Here is a 22,696-nt window from a genome sequence, read left to right as displayed (position 1 = left end):
AAGCCCGGATCACGCTAAGGATTCGAGGCAAGTGGCCGTTAAATTGGCTGATCCGCGACTGATATGACGGAATCCCGTCGATCAGACCATAATTCAGTGAGCAGCAAGATATATGCCGTTGTAATTCCGGCAAGCCAGGAGAACCAAAATGGCAGGGGTATTGGACAGTGTGAACCAGCGAACCCAGCTGGTCGGGCAGAATCGCCTTGAACTCCTTCTTTTCCGTCTCAGGGGACGGCAGATCTATGGGATCAACGTCTTCAAGGTCAAGGAGGTCCTTCAGTGCCCCAGGCTGTCGTCTATTCCTAATAGCCGGCAAACGGTGAGAGGCGTCGCGCATATCCGGGGTGAAACCATCCCGATCATCGACCTCAGTATGGCCATTGGTTTGCCCGGTATCCCCCAGGAAGAGCTGGCTACCAGCTTTGTCATCATTACCGAGTACAACCGCAAAACACAGGGTTTCCTGGTAACCGGTGTCGACCGGATCATGAACATGAACTGGGAGGACATCCTGCCTCCCCCGAAGGGCGCAGGCCGGGATGTGTACCTTACCGCCGTTACCAAGATTGATGATAAGCTGGTCGAAATCATAGATGTAGAGAAGATTCTTGCAGAAGTTTCTCCGCTCGGGGAGGATGTCACCGAGGCCGTTCTGAGCAAGAGCGCCGAGCGGGTACCTGGCCACCTTCCGGTACTGGTGGTGGATGATTCTTCCGTGGCCCGTCGGCAGATAGAGCGTTGTCTGACCGCCATCGGCATGGAAGTGGTCACGAAGAACGATGGCAAGCAGGCGTTCGAGTACCTGAAAGAAGTGACTTCTGACGGGTCGAAAGCAAAAGATCACTTCTCATTGATCATCTCTGATGTGGAGATGCCGGAAATGGATGGTTACACCCTGGTCACCAAGGTGAAAGGTGACCCGGCCCTGGCAGACATGTTTGTAATGCTCCACACCTCACTCAGTGGTGTGTTCAACCAGGCTATGGTGAAGAAGGTCGGAGCCGACGACTTTATGGCAAAGTTCAGTCCGGACGAACTGGCAGAGCGGGTGATGGAGATCATCGACCAGGGTTGATGGGGCCGCTCAAAGATTCACTCAGAACAGAGATCCAATGAAAGCGGAAATAACGCCACAGGAATATGAAGCCTTTAAATCGTTCCTGCAGGATGCCTGTGGGATTTTACTGGGCGAGAATAAACAGTACCTGGTAAAAAGCCGATTGCGCAGGATTCTTGAAGAGAACAGCCTGAACACCCTGGGTGAGCTCCTTGAGCGCCTCAAGCGTCCCGGACGGGGCGGCCTCAAGGAAGTCGTCATCGATGCGATGACAACCAATGAAACTCTGTGGTTCCGTGACAATCACCCTTTCCGGATTCTTCAGGAAAAGCTGCTTCCCGAGTTCGCTGAACGCAATTCTGGCCAGCCACTTCGAATCTGGTCGGCGGCCTGCTCAACAGGCCAGGAGCCGTACTCCATCGCCATGATCGTGGAGGAGTTCCGGCGCGCAAGGCCCGGGAAGCTCCGTGATGTGAAAATCACCGCCACGGATATCTCCAAAAGCGTTCTCGAAGTAGCCCGCAAGGGCGAATACGAGATGATCGCCATTGGCCGGGGCCTTTCACCAGAGCGACAAAAGCAGTTCTTCACTCCGTCCCTCAACGGTGGCTGGCAGATCAAGCCGCAGATCAAGAGCATGGTGGAGTTCAAGGAATTGAACCTGCTGGAGCGTTACATGCTCGGCAAGTTTGATATCGTGATGTGCCGGAATGTTCTGATCTATTTCTCCGCGGATCTGAAAAAGGACATTCTTACCCGCATGCACGCCACCCTGAATCCGGGCGGTTACCTGGTCCTGGGTGCCTCCGAGTCTCTGAACGGCTTGCCCCACCTTTACGAGATGGTGCAGTGCCATCCCGGCATCATCTACAGGAAAAAGTAGCCCATGCCCCTCAATGTCTGGGTCCTGGTTGCCGCCCAGGCGCTGGCCATGTGCACAGCGCCCTTCATTGTTTTTATCGGCAGCATCCAGGGCCGAATGCTCGCCCCGGCGCCCGAATACGCAACGCTTCCGGTGGGACTGGTGGTGGTTGGCACCGTGCTTGCCATCAAACCGGCCACCTGGTTAATGGAACGCATCGGGCGAAAGCGCGTGATGCTACTGGGCGCGATCATGGGCATCGTAGCGGGACTCCTGGGGGCGGCGGCGTCCTGGTCCGGACTGTTTTCATTGTTGTGTCTTGCGGCTGTCGTAGGTGGTACCGGCCTTGCTGTTGTTCATCAATACCGGTTTGCAGCCATGGAATCCGTGGCACCGGGCATGGCTGGCTCTGCCGCCGCTCGGGTGCTCCTGGGTGGCCTGGTGGCGGCCTGGCTCGGGCCGGAAGTGGCCGGTTTGGGCAGCGGCGCCGCGGAGCAGTATCCGTTTCTGATCAGTTGGGTTGCGCTGGCGGTGGTGCAGGGTGCAGCCCTGCTGATTCTGGGTGCTGGTTATCGGGCGGGTGCTGAGCGGGTACAGGAATCACGGCCAGGCGGCGGACGCCCCATGCGGGAAATTCTCACCAACCCATTGGTCTGGGCCGCGATCAGTGCGGCCGCCATTGGCTATGCGGTAATGAGTTTCATAATGACGGCAACGCCGCTGAGTATGACCGAGATGGCCGGGCATGACCTCGACGATGCCAAACGTGTGATCCAGCTGCATATCATGGCCATGTATCTGCCGTCGCTGATCAGCGGTTGGCTGACCCGTGTTGTGGGCATTCCCCTGATGATGGCAGCGGGATTACTGGCATATTTGGGCTGCATTGCCCTGGCGGCCAGTGGCGTGAGTTTTCATCATTATCTTTCGGCACTGCTGTTACTGGGTGTTGGCTGGAACTTCCTGTTTGTTGGCGGCACAACGCTGTTGCCCCAGGGCTATCGCGATGCAGAACGTTTTCGTGTGCAGGGCCTGAACGACATGATGGTCTTTGGTTCCCAGGCCACAGCTGCACTGTCGGCCGGCGCCATCCTGAGCTGGATTGGCTGGGGCGGGCTAGTCATGGTTGCAGTGCCTTTCCTTATAATTCACGGGTTGTTGATGACTGTGTGGCTGTTGCGGGAGCGAGCAACCGAAGCTGCAGTTAACGGGAGAGAATGATGCTTATAGATTTCGAGGGTATGGATCCGAAAGACGCCTACCAGATCCTGACCCAGACGGTTATCCCCCGGCCCGTGGCCTGGGTGTTGAGTGAAAACCCCGACGGCGACTTCAATCTGGCTCCGTTCTCATTTTTCACGCCGATCACCAGTAATCCACCCCTGCTGATGATTTCGGTTGGCAAAAAGCCGACGGCAGGTGTGTCCAAGGATACCCGGGTTAATATCGAGGCGAGGAAGCATTTTGTGGTTCATATCGCTCACCGGGATCTCGCCGCAGCGGTCACTGAATCCTCACGAACTCTGCCTCATGGCGAATCCGAGTTGAAAAATCTTGAGCTGGAGCTGGTGGAATTCGAAGGTTCAGGTTTGCCTCGGCTCAAGGACTGCCATGTAGCCTTTGCCTGTGAGCTTTATGACATCAAGGAAATTGGTGCCGGGCCCCAGTCGCTGGTATTCGGAAAAGTTACCCATGTGTGGGTGTCGGATGAGGCAGCGCGATACGATGACAAGAACCGCCTGACCTTCGATGGTGCTGCCATTGACCCGATCGGCCGTCTCGGGGGAAGCGAATATGTCACCTTTGGTGAGATTCTGAAGATCCCCCGGCCATCCTGAACCGGGAACAGGGCAGAGCAATGGACCAGCTTAATCTCCGCCATCTCTATTACTTCTGGGTGATCAGCCGCGAAGGATCAATTGCCCGGGCCAGCGAAGTCCTGGAACTGGCACCACAGACCCTGAGCGGCCAGTTGGCCACCTTTGAAGCCTCGGTGGGTGGTCGACTGTTTGTCAGGGAAAGGCGCAAGCTGATCCTGACGGACCTGGGTCGTCTGATTCTCGGGTACGCCGACGATATTTTCGCACTGACTGGCGAGCTCGCCGAAACCCTACGGCTTGATCCGTCCGAGCGCCCGCTGACGCTGCGTGCCGGAGTCTCTGCTTCCATTCACAAGTTGATTGCCTATTACTTGCTGCAGCCAGCCATGGCGGGCGATCGCCCCATCCAGCTCGAGTGTCAGACGGGCCGTACCGAAGATCTGGTACTGAGCCTGAAACGCAAGGAACTGGACCTGGTGCTGACAGACCGGATGCCGAAGTTGCAGGAGGAGGGCAATCTCACGGTACACCCGCTGGCGGGCTCCAGCATGAGTCTGTTTGCCGCACCGGCGCTGGCCAAAAAACTGAAGCAGGGGTTTCCGGAATCCCTCAATGGTCAGCCGCTCCTGGCCAACGCCACCGATGCGCCATATTTCGAACGACTGATGAACTGGTTTTCCCTGAATGGGGTTCGCATGAAACTCGTAGCCCGGGTAGACGACAGCGCCCTGATAAAAGTGTTCGGCAGCCAGGGCTATGGCGTTTTTGCAGCGCCGACATCAATCCGCAAGGAGGTCTGTCGTCAATACGAGGTTGAGCAAATTGCCTCAATCGACGACGTCATGGATGAGCTATTTGCCATTACCCGGGGCCGAAAAACCGCCCATGAGGGCGTTCGTGCGATTGTTGAAGCTCACGCAGAAAACCAGCAAGCCTGATTGCATCGAATTTATCGATGATAAAGGCTCACAAAAGCTTATTTTATCGAACCGTGTTCCTGTTCATTATTGAGTTGTGAAAGGCAGCAACCCAAAGAGGAGCAGCAGCTATGAAAACCATCCACAAATTCCGTCTGGAACCGGGCAAAGAGCCGACCACGCTCACGCTCAAAGAGGGTTACAGGGTGGTGCGCAGCGAATACATCGTGCCCCACAAGGCCGTTTACCTTTGGGTGGAGCAGCCCCTGAGTGTAACCACACCAGCCCTTGAGCGTCAGTTCAGAGTCGCTTTCTCGGGAGAACCCGTGCCCGACAGCTTCGAGTACCTCGATACGGCACTGGATCCATTTGGCCCTGAGGCGTACCACGTTTTTGCGGTTCCCGCGGATGAAGAGGCACTCTTCAGCCCGGTATCTGAAGGCGCAAGCAACGACGCGTTCAGCCGGCACAACTGGCAACACACAGCGATCTCTTAGCCTCTTCAGGGCCCTTCGGGGCCCTTTTTTATGTCGCCTCGATCGGCAGATGACCGGTTTTCACCCAGATGACCGTTTCCTGGTCAACAAATGGGTGATGCTGGGTCAAATGCGGGCTGCGAATCCAGGTACCGGTGGGGTAGCGGCCATGCTCGTCACAGAATTCTCCGGACAGCACGAAAATCTCTTCACCGCCAAAGTGCCGATGCGGCTGGAATACCTCGTTTGCAGGCCATTTTACCAGGGCCACATGTTCGTGCTCGAACTCATGTAGTGGCATCACCTCGAGGCCGCCGATACCCGGAAGCCAGGCTGTATTACGGGTGTCTATGCGCACCGTGGACCGATCGCGTTCGTCGAACTGATGCAGTTTGACCAGCAGAGTGCAGCCTTCCTTGCTGAACGGAGCGTGCCCGCTGCCAGGCGGGTTACGCAAATAAGTACCGGCCGGATAGTCGCCGGTCTCGTCGGAGAATACTCCCTCCAGAACCAGTATTTCTTCGCCCAGGGGATGCTCGTGTCGCTTGAAGGACGCCCCGGGCTCATACCGGACCACGCTGGTCGCATGGCCCCGCTCGGCTTCTTCTCGGGCCAGTGGCTTCCTCAGGACGCCACCGGCGGGGCTGGGAACCCACTCCTGCTCGGCGGTGCGAATGACGACCTTTTTGGAAAAGTCCATGTTGAGCATTTTGAACCTCGAAACCACCTGTAATTGAAGCGACGTTTTACGTGCGTACTCGCCCTGCGGATGTCTCTATTTGATCAGGGCCTGGATATTCCGGAACTGCGGATGCTTGCAGTGGCGCATCCACTCGAACGCCACCATCTCAAGCGTTACGAGCCGGGCACCACTTTCGCTCAGGCGATCCAGCGCTACGTCCCGATCAAATTCGTTACGGGAACCGGTAGCGTCCGCCACCACCCATACCTTGTAGCCGGCATCAATCAGGCTCAAGGCGGTCTGCATCATGCACACATGGGTCTCGCAACCACCAATGACAATATGCTGTCGGCCCTCGGGCAACTGGTCGACAAGCCCATCCGGGCAGGCATCAAAATGATGCTTTGCCAGGGTCTGGTCGCACAACTCTCGAACCGCTTCAACGTTATGCCCAAGCTTGTCCGGCAGCTGCTCGGTGCCCAACACAGGAACCTCCATAAGCCCGGCAATAGTGGCCAGAACGATACACCGGTCCACCACCTCATCGCCGTGGCTTACGGCCGGCATCAGCTTCTCCTGAACATCAATGAGCAGCAGTGTCGATTGCTCGGCTTTCATCAGCATTTTATTTGTCTCCACATAATCTGGATGAATAACGTCAGTCTTGTGTTAACGATAGTCCTGAATCTGTTCAACCGGTAAACCGAAAAACGCCCAGGCACGAATTTTTTCGACGATTTTCCGCCAGGGAGTTGCCAACCGCCCGTAAAACCATTAAAGTTTGCGCCCTCAAATGAGCGACGACGTTGCTGATTTGAAACAGTTTATTGGAGAGGTGGCCGAGTGGCTGACACCAAGGCCGGAACGGCCGACTGAACGTCGGAGCAACGCGACGACGGCCCCGAAGGGGTGAGGCACAAAGTGCCGAATAACGCGCACGCCTGGAAAGTACGCTTGCAGCGCAAGCGCAGCGCGAAAAATACAGGCAGAATTGAAAGTTTTGGAGAGGTGGCCGAGTGGCTGAAGGCGCACGCCTGGAAAGTGTGTAAACGTTAATAGCGTTTCGAGGGTTCGAATCCCTCCCTCTCCGCCAATACAAAACCCCAGCAGAAATGCTGGGGTTTTTTATTGGCCGATTGGCAGGGTAGAAAGAACCCTCGCGGGTTCGACCGAAGCCTTTTCTTGAATCCCAGAGCTTCTCACTTATTTAGATCGCATCTCAAGTATCCAGTTAACCAGCTTTGTTGCCTCTTCTTTGCTGACCTCAGGTCGATTATCCATTTCGGGCATCTTCGCCGAGCCCCAGTGATCTTCTCCACCTGTCAGAACGACCTCAACCAGCCTGTCAGCATCATCACTCGTATATTTTTGGGCGATGCTGTTGAAAGATGGCGATCTAGGCACGTCATCGCTTCTGGTATGACACACCGTGCACTGTTTATCTTCGGCAAGTTTCATCATGTCTTTGCCGTGGGAGTCTGCCAGTGCTGTTACCGAGCCAAGGCAGAGGCAGCCTGCAAGCGCTGTTGGTGCAATAATCCTTTTCATGGCGGCATCCTTTCATTCGATCATCATTTGATGGTTCGAGAGTACTGCCAATGGTCGTAACCAATACTGCCAACTCTTAAATAAATCTAGCCCAAGAAACGCTGCACGTGTAGTAACACAGGCGATAAAGCTTCCCCTTGATCTGATCGTGGCGTTCTGGTCTTTGTCGGATGCGTCGCATTTTGCATTTTTTGTTTCCGAGGAGCAGTCTCTAGATGTAGCCAAGCTTCGCCTATGCTCGTGAGCATAGGGGCATAGGTCGGAACAATGAAGGGATATCTGTTGGTCAGGATCGCCGAGGTTGCTGTCAAGGCAAGTACGTCAGTAATACTGCGCTGCCTGCTGTTTGCACCTATCTGGCTGATACATTCTCAGGGCTATGGCGCTACGGCTGTCGTGTGCACGGTCCCGGGAGTTACCGTAAACAGTGACCGGGCAGAGGATGGGGAACTGGCGTGCGAAGCGGCGGGCAAAGCACTAGCGTTCATGCGTCATCAAGGTTTTGAGGTTAATATCCGGTTTACACTCGATCTGGTAGATCGTTCTCTGAGCCTTCATGGCGCAGAGGTAAAAGGTACCTACGATTCCAAGAGATTTCACATTGAGGTTCCCAGTTTTAGTCAGGCCCAGGTAATGGCACAGCGCCATCCGCCTTTCGGGATGAATATGTGCGAAGAAATGTGGCAGAGTTTCGTAGTTCATGAGGTAGCTCACGCTGTTGCACAAGCCAACTTTAATGTGCGAAAGCCTTCATTGGAGGCACATGAGTACATTGCTTATGTGGTACAAATCGCGACTCTTTCCGAACCGCTACGACGTAGGCTGCTGGCGAAATTCGATAATCTGGCGTTTCAACATGAGAGGCAGATAAGTCGGACTTTTCTACAGTTGGAACCTGAGGTTTTTGCGGTAAAGGCCTATCGACATTATTCTGCGCATCCTGATCCTCAAGCCTTTTTTCAGCGTCTGCTGAACAACTGGGTTAGCTCACCTCATTAGCGGCGGGCTGTTGCGATCCTCACCTCTTGCCGATTGCTCGCATCAATTGGATCTGTTTAAGCCTCGGCTGGATTATCGTAACCTCCGTGAGAGCGTGTTCCTCCAAACCAGAAACCGATTATTGGCCGGCATTTCAAAATCTTCCGCAAGCACCAGCCCGGTTGTTTCACCGAGCACCTTGAGATCCTCCATATCCCGTATCCCCATATGCGGCGCCTGTGTCCTTAGCGACAGATCAAACCGCGCATTGCTTTCACTGGTATGCCGGCCGCCATAGCTGAAAGGCCCGTACAGACAGAAGATTCCCTCCTTCGGCAGGGCGCCGGCAACACCGCGAAACATCGCTTCCACCTCTTCCCAGGCCATGATATGAGCCGTATTGGCGGAAAACGCGCCGTCGATGGCCGGCAGGCCGGACCAATCTCCGTTCAATACGTTCAGGGCAATGGGCGCGTTGATATTGGTAAGATTTGAGTCGTTGATCCACGCATGGGAGATTTGGACATTCTGGGGATGATCAGTGGGTTGCCACACCAGATGCGGCAAGTGGCTGGCAAAGTGCACTGCGTGCTGGCCGGTGCCTGTGCCAATTTCCAGAATGGTGCCCGGCCGTTTGAAAAGCTCCGTGAGTTTTTCCAGAATCGGCGCTTTATTATTCTCGCAGGCTTGGGAAAACGGCTTTTCTTTTTGCATGCTCTGACCTTTCGAAAGATGGCAGTTTGTGGCGCATCGCTTAGCGCACACTGAAACCGCTGAATTCGCCGGTCGGGGGCTCCGGGGAAATATCAACCGCGTCCACCCTGGCATCCGGTGGCCCTTCCGTGCACCAGGTTTTCAGTTGATCCAGCCGGTCTTCTGGCCCTTCGGCGATAATCTCGACCCGACCATCGGGCAGATTGCGGGCGAAACCCGTGAGGCCAAGGGAGGATGCCTTCTGCTCCGTGGAGGCGCGATAGTAAACTCCCTGTACCCGCCCGGATATGAGAAGTTGCCAGCGTTTGGTCTCCATGGTTTGCCCCCGCTAGTTCTGTCGTGTCAGGCTTTATTTCAATCTACCGGTTCGGGCAGGACAACTTCAAGAAGGAGCGCGAAAGCCGATGGCCAATACCCATCTGAAACACAACACCACCGGTTATGCCGATGCCCTGATCTGTGAGGCTGAGGGACTGGAACGCCTCGCCAGCGCACTTGATGAGGCCGGGGTGACGGGCATCGGTGTCCCGAAGGTTTACCGAGTGGACGAAAACGAACTCGAAATTACTGCCATCCGGTCTTCAGGTGGCTCAGATCAGGCCCGCGCGGTGCTGGGCGAAGGGCTGGCCAGAATGCACGGTTTGCGTCAGAACGCCTATGGCTGGGGGCGGGACAATTACATTGGCCTGTCACCTCAACCCAATCGCTGGTGTGACAACTGGGGTGAGTTTTTTGTTCGGGACCGTCTCGGTTACCAGGTCTCCCGTATCCGTAACAGCGGCCAGAGGAGCCGTTTCCAGAAGGCTCTGGAGGAGCACGGGGGCACGCTGATGAATTGGCTGAATGCCCACTGTGAGCACCCGAGCCTGCTCCACGGTGACCTCTGGAATGGCAACGTGCTCTACGGCACCGACGGCCCGTGGCTGATCGATCCGGCCGTCTACTGCGGTGACCGTGAGGCGGATATCGCCATGACGCAAATGTTTGGCGGCTTCGGCGAGGCGTTCTACCGGGCCTACGACGCGCAATACCCACGGACACCGGTTTACGACGTCAAGCGGGAGATCTACAACCTCTACCATTACCTGAACCACTACAACCTGTTCGGTGGTGGTTACCTTGGCGGCTGTCAGTCAGGCATTGCCACTGTGGAGTCCATAGGGCGTGGCGAGATCTAGATCAAACCTGCGCTGCGAAGGACAAAGACCCCCAGAGTCACGGTAATACTTGCCAGCAGGGTCGTCAGCGCAATGATATTGGCGGCCAACCGGTCATTGCCGCCCAAAGCTTTCACCATCACAAAGCTGGCGGCTGCCGTCGGGCTGGCAAAGAACAGGAACATCAGGCCCAGCTCTGGGCCACGGAAGCCCGTAAACCAGGCCGCCGCCGTACACAGGGTGGGTAACGTCACCATCTTCATCAGGCTGGAGCTGAACGCGGTCCTGCTGTCACTCCGGATTGCACTGAGCGAAACGGTTGCACCAATGCAAAGCAGGGCAAGGGGCAGGGTCAGGGAGGCAAAATAATCACCGCTGGTCATCACCCACCCCGGCAGGGTAATTTCCAATGCTGCAAAGGGAACGGCGAAAAACACTGCCAGAATGAGCGGGTTGCGGACAATGTCGTGAAAAATCTTTCGCCAGTCTGTGGTCTGGCCCGGCTGGTAGGCAACCAGCACGATCACCGACAGTATGTTGTATGAAATTATGACCAGCCCGAGCAGGATGCCGCCGGCGGAGAGGCCGAAATCGCCGTAGAGATTGGCCGCGAGCGCCAGGCCCACAATGCCGCAGTTGCCCCGGAATGCGCCCTGGACATAGACACCCCGATCTTCCCTGACAACCCGCCAACGGGCCCAGAGCCAGGTTATCGCGAAGCTCGCCAACGTTGCACCCAGGTAAAACACCAGAAGCCCCGGGTTGAAGGCGGTATCCAGGTCGGCACGGATGATACTCAAGAACACTAGGGTAGGCAGAGTCGCCTTGAAGACCAGGGCAGACGCGGTATTCACGAAAGCGTTATCAATCCAGCCAATGCGGCGCAGCCCGAGCCCGATGAAGACCATTGCAAAAACAGGCAGCGTTGTTTCCATCGTTTGCAGGAACAGGTCAATCAGAGTCATCACGGCCGGCCGTTCAGGAGGATATTGAGGGTACCGATTATAAGGGTTGCACTACCTAGCCTGCTACCGGAATGCCACGAAGGTCCTATTCAAGGGGCGATTAACGGTCCGATGCTTGAACTAATAACTGTCATACCAAATAGTTGATAAAACGACATAGGCTGGCTTCGGGAAAGCTGTATAATTAAGTCATCTCAACGCCGGTTTTGCAGGGATGTTGTGCTCCACGGACAGGGCCCCGGTTTATTGTATTTACGCCTTGCTGGAGCCTCCGTTTACCTTGAAATCCGATACACTTGTTCAGGCCTTCCAGTCGTCGGTTCCGCCGTCTGTACCTGATACACCCCTCAGCATCCAGCCCTGCGGCTGTCTGCTGGTTCTCGATAAAGACCTCGCCCGGGTGCTTCAGTGCAGTGCGAACGCGGAGCAATATTTGCGGGTGGCCGTTGATGATTTGCTCGATCACAGGCCTGAACATGCCCTCGGGAAGAGGCTGATAGGCAAGATCCGCACGGAATTGCGCGCAGCCAACCGTCTCAGTGGTCCGCTTTCAATCCAGAAAGTCATTGATGGGCGTAAAACGCGTTTGCAGGTTAATGCCTTCCAGTCCGGCAACTCAGTCGTTGTAGAGATTGAACCGATTACGCCGCTTGGCAACCGGCGCTTGATGGGAACGGTCAACCAGTGGCTGACCAAGCTCTCCCGGGCCCCAACACCGGACTCCTTGATAGAGATTCTGGTGGCCGGCGTGCGCGACATCACCCGGTTTGAGCGGGTTCTGGTGTTCCATTTTGATGACGAAGGGCACGGTGTCTGCCTTGCTGAGAGCCTCGCCAAAGGTCTGTCACCGGTATTGGGGCAGCGATTCGCGGCCAGCGACTACCCGGAGTCTCAGCGGGAAAAGTTTGCCGCAAGGGAAGTGCGCAGCATTCCTGACCTTGGAGCGGATGGGATTCCGGTCATGTCATCGGCTACGCTTTCTGAAGGCGTGGTCCGCGAGATTGATGCCAGTGGCACAGTGTTGCGGGCACCGTCCCGTCGCCAGCGAAATTTTCTGGACGATTTTAATGCCAGGTCCCTGCTATCGGTTGCCATCGTAAGCCAGACAGGTCTCTGGGGTATGGTGACCTGCATTTCGGCAACGCCGACGCCTTTGCCACCAACACTCAGGGACGCTGCCCGGACCCTGGTGACCATGGCGACTCAGCGGTTGTTCCTTCTCAAGGCGAGAATGGAGTCCAGTTTTCTTTTGCAGGTGCAGGAGTCCAGGGATTTTCTGGTAGAGGATGTGAAAGCCGGTTTGTCACCCTCGGACATGCTCCAAAAGTACGGCAGCGAGTGGTTGGCGCTTTTTCGGGCAGGCGGTCTGGCTTGCAAAACCAAGGGAGAGATATCCGAGATTGGCTTGACGCCACCCCTGAAAACCGTTGCCACGCTTGCCGAACGGCTTGAGCGGCGCCATGGACAGGGCGTCTGGCTCAGCTCACGCCTCAAAGATGACCCCGTTTCTGACGGCCTCGACCTGAATGGCTGCTGTGGAATGCTTGCCGCACCTATGCCGGGCGAAGATTCCGCGGGCTGGTTGATGTTTTTTCGCCGTGAACACGATAGAACATTTTACTGGGCTGGGCGGCCGCAAGCGGATGCTCTGGTCAGTTCGCCCGGGGATGGCAGGGATCTGCGCCGCACCTTCAGCATCTGGCAAGAGGAAGTTCGAGGCACCAGTGAACACTGGAAACCGGTTGAGCGGCTGGCTGCGGCGGATCTGGGCGAGGATCTGGCACTGCTTGCATCCGCCAGCGAAATTACACGGCTGAACGAGATGCTACGGGAGGAACAACAGGCCCTTGCGAGAGCCAATGAAAAACTTCGCGAAGCGGTCAGCCATGATTCGCTGACAGGTATCTGGAACCGCTACCGAACGGAGCAGGAGCTGGACAAGGAACTGGCGAAGGCCCGTCGGCACAAACTACCGTTTTGCGTGTTGCTGCTGGACATTGATCACTTTAAACAGGTCAACGACACCTGGGGCCATGAGGCAGGCGATGAATTGCTGCGACACATTGCCTGCGATGTGACGGGCGTACTCAGACAGGAAGACCATATCGGTCGATGGGGTGGCGAGGAATTTGTTGTGGTGGCTACCGGTGCTTCAAGGGCAGACGGGGTGGTTCTTGCAGAGCGCATCCTTGCCGCAGTCGCCGGGGTTCGGATCACACAGATGCCGGAGGGTGTAACCGCAAGCATAGGCGTTGCAACCTGGCGCCCGGAAGACAAGCGCAAAGAGCTGGTGGCTCGTGCAGACAAGGCCATGTACGCCGCAAAAACTGGCGGGCGCAACCGCATAGAAACGGATCAGGGCCTCTGACGAGGCCCTGCCATTACTCTAGCCCTTCAACTGGTCGCCAACCGGCAAACGCCTGATTCGTTTACCGGTTGCGGCATAGATTGCGTTGCACAATGCTGGCGCTACCGGGGGAAGGCCGGGTTCACCCACGCCGCCCATGGCTTCGTCGGGGTTGTCCACCAGATGGACTCGAAGCATTTTGGGTGCATCCGGCATGCGGGGAATCAGGAACTTGTCAAAGTTGCCCTGTTGCGCCACACCGTCCTCAAAGGTCACCTCGCTTTGCAGCGCGATGCCAATGCCCATCACGATAGCGCCCTCTAGCTGGGAACGAATCCGCTCGGGGTTGGCCTGCGGGCCGCAGTCGAAGGCGATGTCTGCGCGGTGGATGGTGAGCTCACCTTGATCATCCACTTCCACGTCAAACACGATCGCGGTGTAAGAGACAAAGCTGTGGTGAAAGGCCAGGCCCAACCCGCGATTCTTGCCCGGGGATTTACCCCAGCCGGCTTCACTGGTCGCCCGCTCGATGACGTTGCGCATGCGGCCGATGTCGATGGGGTAGAGATCCGGGTCTTCGCCATAGTTCCAGCCATCGCCTACCGTCAGGTTGTGAATCTCCCGGTCCGGGCCGAGCAGGTCGAGAACGTAATCCCGATGGTCCTTGCCAGCAGCCACAGCCATCTCATGGGCAAAGCTCTGGATCGCCCAGGCATGGGGCAGGTTGTAAACCGACCGGAACCACCCAATACGCACATGGGCGGGTGCAGGTGGATTTTCCAGCCTGAGGGCCGGCACCGAGAACGGCATGGTGTTAAAGCCCATGCCCAGTTCAAACTCACCTTTGTGTTTCGGGTCGGGCGCAAACAGCGATCCGATACTGGGTGACAGGGTCCGGTGCAGCCAGCCGGTGGCCTGACCGTTGTCGTCCAGGCCCGCTTCCAGATAGTCAACTGATACGGCATGAAAATAGGCGTGGTGAATATCGTCTTCCCGTGACCACTGCAACCTGATTGGCCGGCCTTGGAAAGCTTCCGCGATGCTGGCCGCTTCAATGGCAAAGTCCGGTTTGGATTTACGCCCGAAGCCACCACCGAGCAGGGTAACGTGAACGGTGACATTCTCCGTATCCAGGCCCAGCCGTCCGGCCACGGTATCTCTGGTGGCCTGCGGGTTCTGGACCGGTGCCCAGACTTCGGCCTTGCCGTCTTTGATGCGCACGGTCGCGACCGGAGGCTCCATCGGTGCCTGGGCCATGTGGGGCATGTAGTAGGTTGCGGACACCCGCTGGGCGGCGCTTTCCAGGCTCGCATCCAGATCGCCATGCTGGCGGACGACCTTGCCGGGTTGCTGCGCCGCTTTTTCCAGCGACTCCCGGTAGGCGGAAGAGGTATAACTGGCGTTGTCTCCGGCAGCCTCCAGGTCCCAGTCAATCTTCAGTGCCTTGCGTCCCTCCATGGCAGCCCAGGTATTGGAAGCCACCACGGCAATGCCACCGAGTGGGCTGAAGCCGGCGGGCTGGCCGGTACCCTCAATCTTCAGGACCTTCTCTACACCGGGCACTTTGAGAGCTTCGGTATCATCGAAGCTGGAAACGGTAGCACCGTAAACGGGAGGACGCGCGATTACGGCGTAAAGCAGGTTATCGAAGGGAACATCTGCACCGTATATTGCTTTGCCGGTAACAATATCCTCACCGTCGATGGCTTTCGGGTAAGCCGATTTCAGCTCACCGTTGATCAGCCCGGTTTCCTTGCCGACAAAACGGAGCTCATCATCACGCTTCAATACCAGCGCATGGCGTCCCGGAACGTCAAGTTCCCGTGCTTTAGCTGCAAGCTCGCCAAAGCCGAGTTCCTTGCCTGAAGACCTGTGAACAATGGTGTGTACGCCAGCCTGAACCTCGCTAACCGGCACGCCCCATTCGTTGGCGGCCGCCTGCTCCAGCATCTGCCTGGCAGCCGCTGCTGCGCGGCGCATGGGTTGGTACCAGTGGCGCATACTGCGGGAACCGTCGGTATTCTGGTTGCCGTATTTGCTGTGGTCGCCTTCGGCCTGCTCGACTCTCACCTGATCCCAGTCTGCGCCAAGCTCGTCGGCACCGACCATTACCAGGCTGGTCCGTATACCTTGGCCCATTTCAGACCGGTTGTTCACGATGGTGACAAGGCCATCCGCATCGATGTGGATGAATACGTTGGGGTCGTCCACCCAGCCGCCGGGCATTGCTCCGGCGCCAAATTGAGCCTTCTCATTGCCGCCCAGGGCCACATCCCAACGGGCCGCAAGCACCAGGGCAGAGCCACCGGCCAGGCCCATCAGGAATCGGCGACGGCTGACGTTGGCAATCATCAAGTTGTCATCGGCGCTCATGCTTCACCCTCCTGGCCCGAAGCCCGCTCAATCGCCGCCAGAATGCGGTTGTAGGTGCCACAACGACAGAGGTTCCCAGCCATGGCGTCAACAATCTCCCCGGTTTCGGGGTTCGGTGTCTTTTTAAGCAGGGCGGTGGCGTTCATGATCTGACCACCCTGGCAATAACCACACTGGGCGACACCGAGATCGAGCCAGGCCTGCTGGACCTTGCTGCCAACCGGGTCGTCAGCCATGGCTTCAATGGTAGTGATCTCGCCGCTGGCGGCAGAGACCGGCGTTACGCAGGAGCGAATTGCCGTTCCGTTGAGGTGAACCGTGCAGGCGCCGCACTGGGACATACCGCATCCAAACTTGGTTCCTTTGAGGCCGACAACATCCCGGATCACCCAGAGCAGGGGCATGTTGTCGGGAACGTCGAGCTCATAACGCTCGCCGTTAATCGTGAGGGTGGCCATATTGTCCTCTCATTTATGAGTTTTGCGTCTCCTTCACTGTAGCCTTACGAAGAGAGAAGGCAAAAAGAGCAAACTGAATGAAAGGTAATGAAATCGCTTGCGCTCAGGCCTCGGGGCTGGGCTATAGTAGGCCCCGGAACCAAGAGAAGAAGAGGATAAGGATGGACGCCGTTAATCCCACTCCCGAACAGCTTCAGAAAGTCCTGGCGGATACCCCCAAAGACCAGCCTGTGGTCATGTTGAATCTGCTGCGCTTCCGCGATCGGGCCAATTACAAGGAAGAGGCGCCGGAGCGAACCGGCCGTGAAGCCTACACGCTGTATATGGAAGAGGCCGCTGCCTGCGTAAGATCGGTAGGCGCGGAAGTGATCTGGTCTGGCCGTAGCGTTGGATCGCTGATCGCGCCCCCGGATGAATCCTGGGATCAGGTGCTGCTGGTCCGCTACCCCTCAATCGACGCCTTCATGGCCATGATCGAAAGCCCGGAATACAAAGGCGTGGTCAAACATCGGACCGCCGCCCTGCAGGACTCCCGGCTGGTCGCCAATCTCGAAAACAGGGTGTGAAGCAGGGCCGGGTCAGAGCCCGGCTTGCTGGATGGCCATGTAACTGATTGTTCCCGCAGCAATCGAAAGCAGGGCATTACGGCGCCACAGGTGAATAATGATCACCAGGGCGCCTGGTAGCAGGGCATCGAACCCCATCCAAGTACCGGACCAGTCTGCCGAACGCTGCAGAAACACCGTCGCCAGCAAGGCCATAACCGCCGCAGGCAAGTAGCGCCCGAGATGACGGACCAGCGGGTGTTCCGTATGCCTCTCGAAAAACAGGAACGGAATCACCCGTGTGGCAAAGGTTGCGACTGCCGCCACCGCTATGAATGCTGCCAGGTAGCCGGATTCACCCATGGCTGCTCTCCTCACGTGGTGTCTGCCCGCGACTCTTCCGGTATTCCAGCAAGAGCACAGCGGTGACCAGCGCAATGGCCCCAATCAACTGGTGGGCCGGCGGCAACAGCAGCATGGCAACACCCGCTGCCGCGGCTCCAAGCCAGATCGGGAAGCCCTCGCCCAGGGCCTTGAACTGTTCCAGCGTCAGAACAATGAACAAGGCCACCAGCGCGAATTCAATGCCCGTGCTGTCAAAGGCAACGTTGTTGCCAAGAAGTGCGCCGATCGCACAGCCCAGCACCCAGTAACACTGGTTGAAGCCGGTAATCCGGAAATCCACCTCCTGTTCATGGCCCCGATCAGTGCCCCGAGGGCGACTGGTGAGCAGGGAATAGGTTTCATCCGTTAAACCGAAAATCAGGTAGAGCTTGCGCCAGCCCGCCCCCTTGAACTGGCCAAGGAGTGAAAGCCCGTAGAACAGATGTCGGGCGTTCAGAACAAACATTGCGATGAATACTTCCAGCAGGCCGGCATTAACGGCCAGAAGGCTCACGGCCAGTATCTGGCCGGCGCCGGCGTAGATCACGATGCCCATCAACGGCGCTGCCCACCAGGCATAGTCGAGCTGCGTTGTGAACAGCACGCCGAAAGCCATGCCCAGCGGTAGATAGCCGAACAGAATGGGTAAAGTGAGTCTGAAAACGGACTGGTTCATTAGCATCCAAACGGTCAGAAAGCGGCGATCATAGAGAATCGGTGGATTTTTTTGAAGTGGTTAACATCATTCTCGACTGTAGGCGGTAAAAAGCTGACGCATCAGGTGCAATAAAAGTGTCACAAAATCGGCATACCATCCGCGGCATATCCCGCTGTTGGAGTTGTCATGTTCGGCACAGTCAGAACCCGCATCCTTTTTTTCGCCTTTCTCTCGGTCTTTGCCGTCGCGGGGCTCTCCGCACTGTCCTGGAGCATAATCCTGAAAGCCGAAGACGCCTCCAAAACCCTGATCCAGACCAAGCTCAACGAAGCCTGGCTGCTGGCGGATCTGGAACAGGATCACCGGCACCTTCAGGACCTCGCCTATAAGATCAAGGCCCAGCTTCTGCTATGGGATGAAATCGAGACCGAGTTCAGCCGCCTGGAAGCCGCGTTGCCCGACCATTGGCAGAACCTTGAAACGGACCCGGGGCTCCGGGAGTGGGCAGACGAACATCGCAAGGATTTCGAGCGGGTACTGGCGCTTATGGCCCGGATGAAAGAGGGGATTGCCGAGAAAAGCTATTATCGGGTTGGTCAGGTGGTGGATTTCGATCTTTTCCCGGCCATGGAGCCGATGCTCGGCGCGATAACCGAACGCCAGCTCCAGAGCCGGGAGTCTGTGTCAGTGGGTGCAGATGAGTTGTTGTCATTCCTTTCTGGCCAGCAAACCTATCTGATTGCCGGCTCAGTGTCCTTCCTGCTCATCGTCATCGCCATGACCTGGTGGCTGAGACAGTCGGTGATTCTGCGTTTGCAGGGCATGGAGAGCGATCTGGTCGCCATGGAGAAAAACGCAGACCTCACGCGGGTACCGGTCCTGAAAGGGCGTGACGAAGTGGCTGGTGTCGCAAGCGCATTGGGTGGATTGGTCTCCCGATTCGAACACTTTATCGCCGACATCCGTTCGGCTGCCGGTGGTCTGGATGAGCGTTCCGGCGCCCTGGATAATGGCGCCGAATCCCTCCAGGCAGCATCCGAGAAAACCCGGAAGCAGATCCATGATGTCAGCCAGTCCATGGCCGCCATTGCCGATCAGGCGTCGGCCATTGAGCGAGCCACAGATGAGTCTGCCAACACCGTGAAATCGGCGGTGGCGGCCAACGAAGAAGTCCAGCATCGACTCACCACAAGCGAGGGCGCTGCGGAACATACGGTGGATGTCATTTCCCGCGTTTCAGGCTCCATTCACGCCCTTAACGAATCCACGGGCAAGATTGAGCAGGTCATTGGAGTGATTGCCGATATTGCCGAGCAGACCAACTTGCTGGCTCTGAACGCTGCGATTGAAGCGGCCCGCGCAGGGGAACACGGTCGTGGTTTTGCGGTGGTGGCCGATGAGGTACGGACTCTGTCCCGGCGCACCTTCGACTCTACCCGGGATATATCCCAGTGGGTGCAGGACCTGGTATCCGGCGTAAGTAGCGTTGATGCACTGCTGGAGGAAATGCGCGTGGCCGGCAGCAGCAACCGCGAGCATCTGGCTGCGCTGAAGGGTCATCTTCAATCCCTGCAGGGCCAGTTTGTTGACCTTGAGAATCACAGTGCCGAAATCAGCTCGGCCGTTGCACTGCAACGGGACGAGATCGGCCGGGTAGGCCGCCGTTCAACGGCGCTGGACGAAAGCGCTGATTTCCTCATCGAGACCGTCGAGCAAACCCGGACCATCAGCGAGGCGCTCAGGCAGGAGTCGGTCTCCATGCGACAATTGATCGCACGTTTCCGAACCGCCGCAGAACCTGCCTGATCAACGATTGTTTGCCCGGAATCCCTCTCTGGGCTTCTACCTCGCCGCCATTACTCTTACCATGGAGTTTCCGCAGGAGGTAGTATGACCGACAGTACCGAAAACCAGCCAGAGCAAGACCCCAGACAGGAAAAGTTCATCGTAGACACCGAGTTGCTGAGCGAAGACCAGCTTCAGGGCCTGGTGGAAGAATACTGCACCCGCTACCACGGGCTGAACGATACCGAAAACCCCATGAGTGAGCAGAGCAGGGTGATGTCTGCGGTGCGTCGGGGCGATCTGGTGGTGTGGTTCGACCCGGTGGAGAACACAGCCGGTCTGGGTGTGCCGGGTTAGGCGTCAGGTGTGTCACGGTATTTGTGTTTGCACCTACCCGGGGCCGGAACTAAACGTTACAATCGCGCTGATTTCCCGAAAGCCGTGTGCGAGGTGAATTTTGATCAGGGTACTGGTTGTAGATGACCATGAGCTGGTGAGGTCCGGTATTACCCGGATGCTGGCTGACAACCCGGACATTGAAGTCATCGGGCAGGCGTCATCCGGAGAGGATGCCATTGATTTCGTCCGCCAGGAGCGGCCGGACATTGTACTCATGGATATCCGCATGCCGGGCATCGGGGGCCTTGAGGCAACCCGTCGTATACTCCGCATTGATGATTCCATCCGGGTGATCGTGGTAACCGCCTGCGCGGACGATCCCTATCCCACCCGTGTCATGCAAAGCGGTGCCACCGCCTACATCACCAAAGGCGCTGATATCAAAGAGATGGTCCGCGCTATCCGTATGGCCCACACCGGCCAGCGTTACATCAGCCCGGAAATTGCCCAGAAGATGGCCCTGAAGCAGCTGGGCGGCGGTGATCGCGATGAAGACGGCGAACTTTCGATGTTCGACCGGCTTTCCGAGCGGGAAATGCAGATTGCCATGATGGTGGTGGACTGCCAGAAGGTGCAGGATATCTCGGACAAGCTGTGCCTGAGTCCGAAGACGGTGAACAGCTACCGTTATCGGATCTTCGAGAAACTGGAAATCTCCAGTGATGTTGAATTGGCCCTGATGGCAGTGCGGCTCGGGTTGCTTGATGCCGACAAGGTCTGACCCTGAAAGCACCCACATCGGGGAGTTTGACAGCAAGAGCTTCCTGAAACAGTTAACCGAGCGGCCCGGCGTCTACCGAATGTACGACGAGGGCGGCTCGGTTCTATACGTGGGTAAGGCCCGCAACCTGAAAAAACGGGTTGGCAGCTACTTCCGCAAGACCGGCCTGGCACCGAAAACCGAAGCCCTGGTCGGCAAGATCGCCTCTATCGAGGTGACGATTACCGGCAGTGAAACCGAAGCTCTGCTGCTCGAACAGAACCTGATCAAATCGTTACGGCCGCCCTATAACATTCTGCTCCGTGACGATAAATCCTATCCCTATATCTATCTGTCTTCCCACAGCGATTACCCCTCACTGACGTTTCGTCGTGGGCGCACCAAAAAGGGTGGCGGCACCTGGTTCGGGCCGTTTCCCAGCTCCGGTGCAGTCAAGGAAAGTCTTAATGTATTACAGAAGATTTTCCGCATAAGAAACTGTAGTGAAAGCTTTTTCAGGAATCGAACCAGGCCTTGCCTGCAATACCAGATCAACCGCTGTACCGCACCTTGTGTGGGCTATATCACACCCGAGGAGTATCAGCAGGACATCCGCCACGCCACCATGTTTCTGGAAGGCAAGAACCCGGCGATCCTCCACGACCTGATGAACGCCATGGAAGCCGCCTCGAAAAACCTGGAGTTCGAGAAAGCCGCCGCCTACCGCGACCAGATCAACCACCTGCGCCACGTGCAGGAGCAGCAATCAATCGAAGGCGAGGGCGGCGACGCCGATGTCATTGCCATTGCCCAGGATGCCGGTGTGGTCTGCATTGTGGTGATCATCGTGCGGGGTGGCCGTGTGCTCGGCACTAAGGACTATTTCCCCCGCTATTCCATTGAGCAGACCGAGGGCGAACTGCTCAGCGCCTTCCTGGGCCAGTATTACTTTGGTGGCAACACCCGCCGGGAGATTCCGCGGGATATCCTGGTGCCGGTTGAGGTAGAGGGCCAGGAGTTATTGGCCCAGGCCCTGACTGAACTGGCGAACCGGGAAACCCGGATTCGCGGCAACGTCCGGGGTGAACGGCGCCGGTGGCTGGAGCTGGCCATGACCAACGCCCGCCAGACCCTCCTCACCCACCTGGCGAGCAAGGAGACCGTGTACCGGCGCCTGCTGGCCCTGAGGGATCTTCTGGAGCTGTCGGAGACGCCGTCACGCATGGAATGTTTCGATATCAGCCACAGCCACGGGGAAAATACCGTCGCATCCTGTGTGGTTTTCGATGAGAATGGCCCCCTGAAGAGCGATTACCGCCTGTACAATATCGAGGGCGTGACCGGTGGCGATGATTACGCCGCCATGCGTCAGGTGCTTTCCCGTCGCTACAAGCGGATGGTGGCCGGCGAGGGCAAACGCCCCGATCTGGTCTTCATAGACGGTGGTAAGGGGCAGTTGAACATTGCCCGGGAAGTCTTTGATGAGCTTGAGATTTCCGATATCCCGCTGATCGGTGTCGCCAAGGGCGTGACCCGTCGTGCAGGCATGGAGCAGCTTATTGATGCCATCACCGGGGATGTGTTCCGGGTGCCGGCAGATTCGCCAGCGCTGCACCTGATCCAGCATATCCGGGACGAGTCCCACCGTTTTGCGATTACCGGGCACCGGGCCCGGAGGGACAAAAAGCGCCGGCAGTCTACACTGGAAGGCATTGAGGGCGTGGGGCCGAAGAAGCGCCGCGACCTGATTCGTTACTTTGGCGGAATACAGGAACTCCGCAAGGCCGGGATTGATGAGATGACCAAAGTGCAGGGCATCAGCAAATCACTGGCCGAAACCATATACGCAGCATTGCACGATGAGTAAG

General features: G+C 57.2%; 24 protein-coding genes and 1 tRNA gene. 15 read left to right on the top strand and 10 right to left on the bottom strand.

Features of this window, described 5'->3' with window-relative positions:
• The first annotated feature begins 148 nt into the window (after positions 1 to 148).
• The 6 genes from KEHDKFFH_RS03160 (at position 149) to KEHDKFFH_RS03135 (ending at position 5,156) form a co-directional block, all read left to right on the top strand.
• Complete coding sequence (locus tag KEHDKFFH_RS03160; protein ID WP_104320581.1) at positions 149 to 1,078, top strand: chemotaxis protein CheV; 930 nt, start codon at positions 149 to 151, stop codon at positions 1,076 to 1,078.
• Positions 1,079 to 1,115: 37 nt separating this feature from the next.
• On the top strand, positions 1,116 to 1,943 hold the full coding sequence (locus KEHDKFFH_RS03155) for a CheR family methyltransferase (protein ID WP_104320580.1): 828 nt from the start codon (positions 1,116 to 1,118) through the stop codon (positions 1,941 to 1,943).
• A 3-nt stretch (positions 1,944 to 1,946) separates the two neighbouring features.
• The gene (locus KEHDKFFH_RS03150) at positions 1,947 to 3,143 is read left to right on the top strand and encodes an MFS transporter (protein ID WP_104320579.1); all 1,197 of its coding nucleotides are present in this window, start codon (positions 1,947 to 1,949) and stop codon (positions 3,141 to 3,143) included.
• Positions 3,140 to 3,760: a flavin reductase family protein gene (locus KEHDKFFH_RS03145; protein WP_241956418.1), complete on the top strand. Its 621-nt coding sequence runs from the start codon at positions 3,140 to 3,142 to the stop codon at positions 3,758 to 3,760. Before KEHDKFFH_RS03150 ends, KEHDKFFH_RS03145 begins: the two co-directional genes overlap by 4 nt.
• Positions 3,761 to 3,780: 20 nt before the next feature.
• Positions 3,781 to 4,680, top strand: a complete 900-nt coding sequence (locus tag KEHDKFFH_RS03140; protein WP_104320577.1) for a LysR family transcriptional regulator — start codon at positions 3,781 to 3,783, stop codon at positions 4,678 to 4,680.
• Between the two features lie 110 nt (positions 4,681 to 4,790).
• The gene (locus KEHDKFFH_RS03135; RefSeq protein WP_104320576.1) at positions 4,791 to 5,156 is read left to right on the top strand and encodes a DUF7352 domain-containing protein; all 366 of its coding nucleotides are present in this window, start codon (positions 4,791 to 4,793) and stop codon (positions 5,154 to 5,156) included.
• A 28-nt stretch (positions 5,157 to 5,184) separates the two neighbouring features.
• On the opposite strand, the gene KEHDKFFH_RS03130 is transcribed toward KEHDKFFH_RS03135, so the two are convergent.
• Together KEHDKFFH_RS03130 and KEHDKFFH_RS03125 are read right to left on the bottom strand one after the other, a co-directional pair.
• Entirely contained in the window at positions 5,185 to 5,844 is a 660-nt protein-coding gene (locus tag KEHDKFFH_RS03130) for a cupin domain-containing protein (RefSeq protein WP_104320575.1), read from the bottom strand.
• A gap of 66 nt (positions 5,845 to 5,910) precedes the next feature.
• Positions 5,911 to 6,441 carry an isochorismatase family protein gene (locus KEHDKFFH_RS03125; RefSeq protein ID WP_104320574.1) on the bottom strand — a complete coding sequence of 177 codons (531 nt, stop codon included), beginning with the start codon at positions 6,439 to 6,441 and terminating at the stop codon, positions 5,911 to 5,913.
• Positions 6,442 to 6,819: 378 nt separating this feature from the next.
• On the opposite strand from KEHDKFFH_RS03125, the gene KEHDKFFH_RS03120 reads away from it, so the two are divergent.
• Positions 6,820 to 6,910, top strand: a tRNA-Ser gene (locus KEHDKFFH_RS03120).
• A gap of 110 nt (positions 6,911 to 7,020) precedes the next feature.
• Here KEHDKFFH_RS03120 and KEHDKFFH_RS03115 read toward each other — a convergent pair.
• A complete protein-coding gene (locus KEHDKFFH_RS03115; protein ID WP_104320573.1) occupies positions 7,021 to 7,365 on the bottom strand; it encodes a c-type cytochrome in 345 nt (114 codons plus the stop codon).
• A 267-nt stretch (positions 7,366 to 7,632) separates the two neighbouring features.
• On the opposite strand from KEHDKFFH_RS03115, the gene KEHDKFFH_RS03110 reads away from it, so the two are divergent.
• The gene (locus tag KEHDKFFH_RS03110; RefSeq protein WP_104320572.1) at positions 7,633 to 8,364 is read left to right on the top strand and encodes a DUF6639 family protein; all 732 of its coding nucleotides are present in this window, start codon (positions 7,633 to 7,635) and stop codon (positions 8,362 to 8,364) included.
• Between the two features lie 72 nt (positions 8,365 to 8,436).
• Here the strand turns inward: KEHDKFFH_RS03110 and KEHDKFFH_RS03105 are convergent, their stop codons facing one another.
• Together KEHDKFFH_RS03105 and KEHDKFFH_RS03100 are read right to left on the bottom strand one after the other, a co-directional pair.
• Complete coding sequence (locus tag KEHDKFFH_RS03105; RefSeq protein WP_104320571.1) at positions 8,437 to 9,057, bottom strand: DUF938 domain-containing protein; 621 nt, start codon at positions 9,055 to 9,057, stop codon at positions 8,437 to 8,439.
• Positions 9,058 to 9,097: 40 nt separating this feature from the next.
• Complete coding sequence (locus tag KEHDKFFH_RS03100; RefSeq protein WP_104320570.1) at positions 9,098 to 9,373, bottom strand: acylphosphatase; 276 nt, start codon at positions 9,371 to 9,373, stop codon at positions 9,098 to 9,100.
• An 88-nt stretch (positions 9,374 to 9,461) separates the two neighbouring features.
• Between KEHDKFFH_RS03100 and KEHDKFFH_RS03095 the strand changes: the two genes are divergently transcribed.
• Entirely contained in the window at positions 9,462 to 10,235 is a 774-nt protein-coding gene (locus KEHDKFFH_RS03095) for a fructosamine kinase family protein (RefSeq protein ID WP_104320569.1), read from the top strand.
• Here KEHDKFFH_RS03095 and KEHDKFFH_RS03090 read toward each other — a convergent pair.
• The gene (locus KEHDKFFH_RS03090; RefSeq protein WP_104320568.1) at positions 10,232 to 11,179 is read right to left on the bottom strand and encodes an AEC family transporter; all 948 of its coding nucleotides are present in this window, start codon (positions 11,177 to 11,179) and stop codon (positions 10,232 to 10,234) included. The two genes, KEHDKFFH_RS03095 and KEHDKFFH_RS03090, sit on opposite strands and share 4 nt — an antisense overlap.
• 280 nt (positions 11,180 to 11,459) lie before the next feature.
• Here KEHDKFFH_RS03090 and KEHDKFFH_RS03085 point away from each other — a divergent pair, with 280 nt between their 5' ends.
• Positions 11,460 to 13,547 carry a sensor domain-containing diguanylate cyclase gene (locus KEHDKFFH_RS03085; RefSeq protein WP_158253181.1) on the top strand — a complete coding sequence of 696 codons (2,088 nt, stop codon included), beginning with the start codon at positions 11,460 to 11,462 and terminating at the stop codon, positions 13,545 to 13,547.
• Positions 13,548 to 13,565: 18 nt separating this feature from the next.
• Here KEHDKFFH_RS03085 and KEHDKFFH_RS03080 read toward each other — a convergent pair whose 3' ends face one another.
• Both KEHDKFFH_RS03080 and KEHDKFFH_RS03075 read right to left on the bottom strand, forming a co-directional pair.
• Positions 13,566 to 15,899, bottom strand: coding sequence for a xanthine dehydrogenase family protein molybdopterin-binding subunit (locus tag KEHDKFFH_RS03080; protein ID WP_104320566.1), 2,334 nt, complete (start codon positions 15,897 to 15,899; stop codon positions 13,566 to 13,568).
• Positions 15,896 to 16,357 carry a (2Fe-2S)-binding protein gene (locus KEHDKFFH_RS03075; RefSeq protein ID WP_064228131.1) on the bottom strand — a complete coding sequence of 154 codons (462 nt, stop codon included), beginning with the start codon at positions 16,355 to 16,357 and terminating at the stop codon, positions 15,896 to 15,898. The genes KEHDKFFH_RS03080 and KEHDKFFH_RS03075 overlap by 4 nt, the downstream gene beginning before the upstream one ends.
• 161 nt (positions 16,358 to 16,518) lie before the next feature.
• Here KEHDKFFH_RS03075 and KEHDKFFH_RS03070 point away from each other — a divergent pair, with 161 nt between their 5' ends.
• Positions 16,519 to 16,923 (top strand): DUF1330 domain-containing protein, encoded by a 405-nt coding sequence (locus tag KEHDKFFH_RS03070; protein WP_069185051.1) that lies wholly within the window; start codon positions 16,519 to 16,521, stop codon positions 16,921 to 16,923.
• 12 nt (positions 16,924 to 16,935) lie between these two features.
• Here KEHDKFFH_RS03070 and KEHDKFFH_RS03065 read toward each other — a convergent pair whose 3' ends face one another.
• Positions 16,936 to 17,265, bottom strand: a complete 330-nt coding sequence (locus KEHDKFFH_RS03065) for a branched-chain amino acid transporter permease (protein ID WP_104320565.1) — start codon at positions 17,263 to 17,265, stop codon at positions 16,936 to 16,938.
• Positions 17,258 to 17,962, bottom strand: a complete 705-nt coding sequence (locus KEHDKFFH_RS03060) for an AzlC family ABC transporter permease (RefSeq protein WP_104320564.1) — start codon at positions 17,960 to 17,962, stop codon at positions 17,258 to 17,260. Before KEHDKFFH_RS03060 ends, KEHDKFFH_RS03065 begins: the two co-directional genes overlap by 8 nt.
• 168 nt (positions 17,963 to 18,130) lie before the next feature.
• Between KEHDKFFH_RS03060 and KEHDKFFH_RS03055 the strand changes: the two genes are divergently transcribed.
• The 4 genes from KEHDKFFH_RS03055 (at position 18,131) to uvrC (ending at position 22,695) form a co-directional block, all read left to right on the top strand.
• Positions 18,131 to 19,750 (top strand): methyl-accepting chemotaxis protein, encoded by a 1,620-nt coding sequence (locus tag KEHDKFFH_RS03055; protein ID WP_104320563.1) that lies wholly within the window; start codon positions 18,131 to 18,133, stop codon positions 19,748 to 19,750.
• An 84-nt stretch (positions 19,751 to 19,834) separates the two neighbouring features.
• The gene (locus KEHDKFFH_RS03050; RefSeq protein ID WP_104320562.1) at positions 19,835 to 20,086 is read left to right on the top strand and encodes a hypothetical protein; all 252 of its coding nucleotides are present in this window, start codon (positions 19,835 to 19,837) and stop codon (positions 20,084 to 20,086) included.
• 100 nt (positions 20,087 to 20,186) lie between these two features.
• On the top strand, positions 20,187 to 20,849 hold the full coding sequence (gene uvrY, locus KEHDKFFH_RS03045) for a UvrY/SirA/GacA family response regulator transcription factor (RefSeq protein ID WP_104320561.1): 663 nt from the start codon (positions 20,187 to 20,189) through the stop codon (positions 20,847 to 20,849).
• Positions 20,833 to 22,695, top strand: a complete 1,863-nt coding sequence (uvrC, locus tag KEHDKFFH_RS03040; RefSeq protein WP_104320560.1) for an excinuclease ABC subunit UvrC — start codon at positions 20,833 to 20,835, stop codon at positions 22,693 to 22,695. Before uvrY ends, uvrC begins: the two co-directional genes overlap by 17 nt.
• The last annotated feature ends 1 nt before the right edge of the window (position 22,696 follow it).

This window comes from Marinobacter maroccanus (assembly GCF_002933275.1).
GTDB lineage: Bacteria > Pseudomonadota > Gammaproteobacteria > Pseudomonadales > Oleiphilaceae > Marinobacter > Marinobacter maroccanus.
This window is presented reverse-complemented; position numbering and strand designations above follow the sequence as displayed.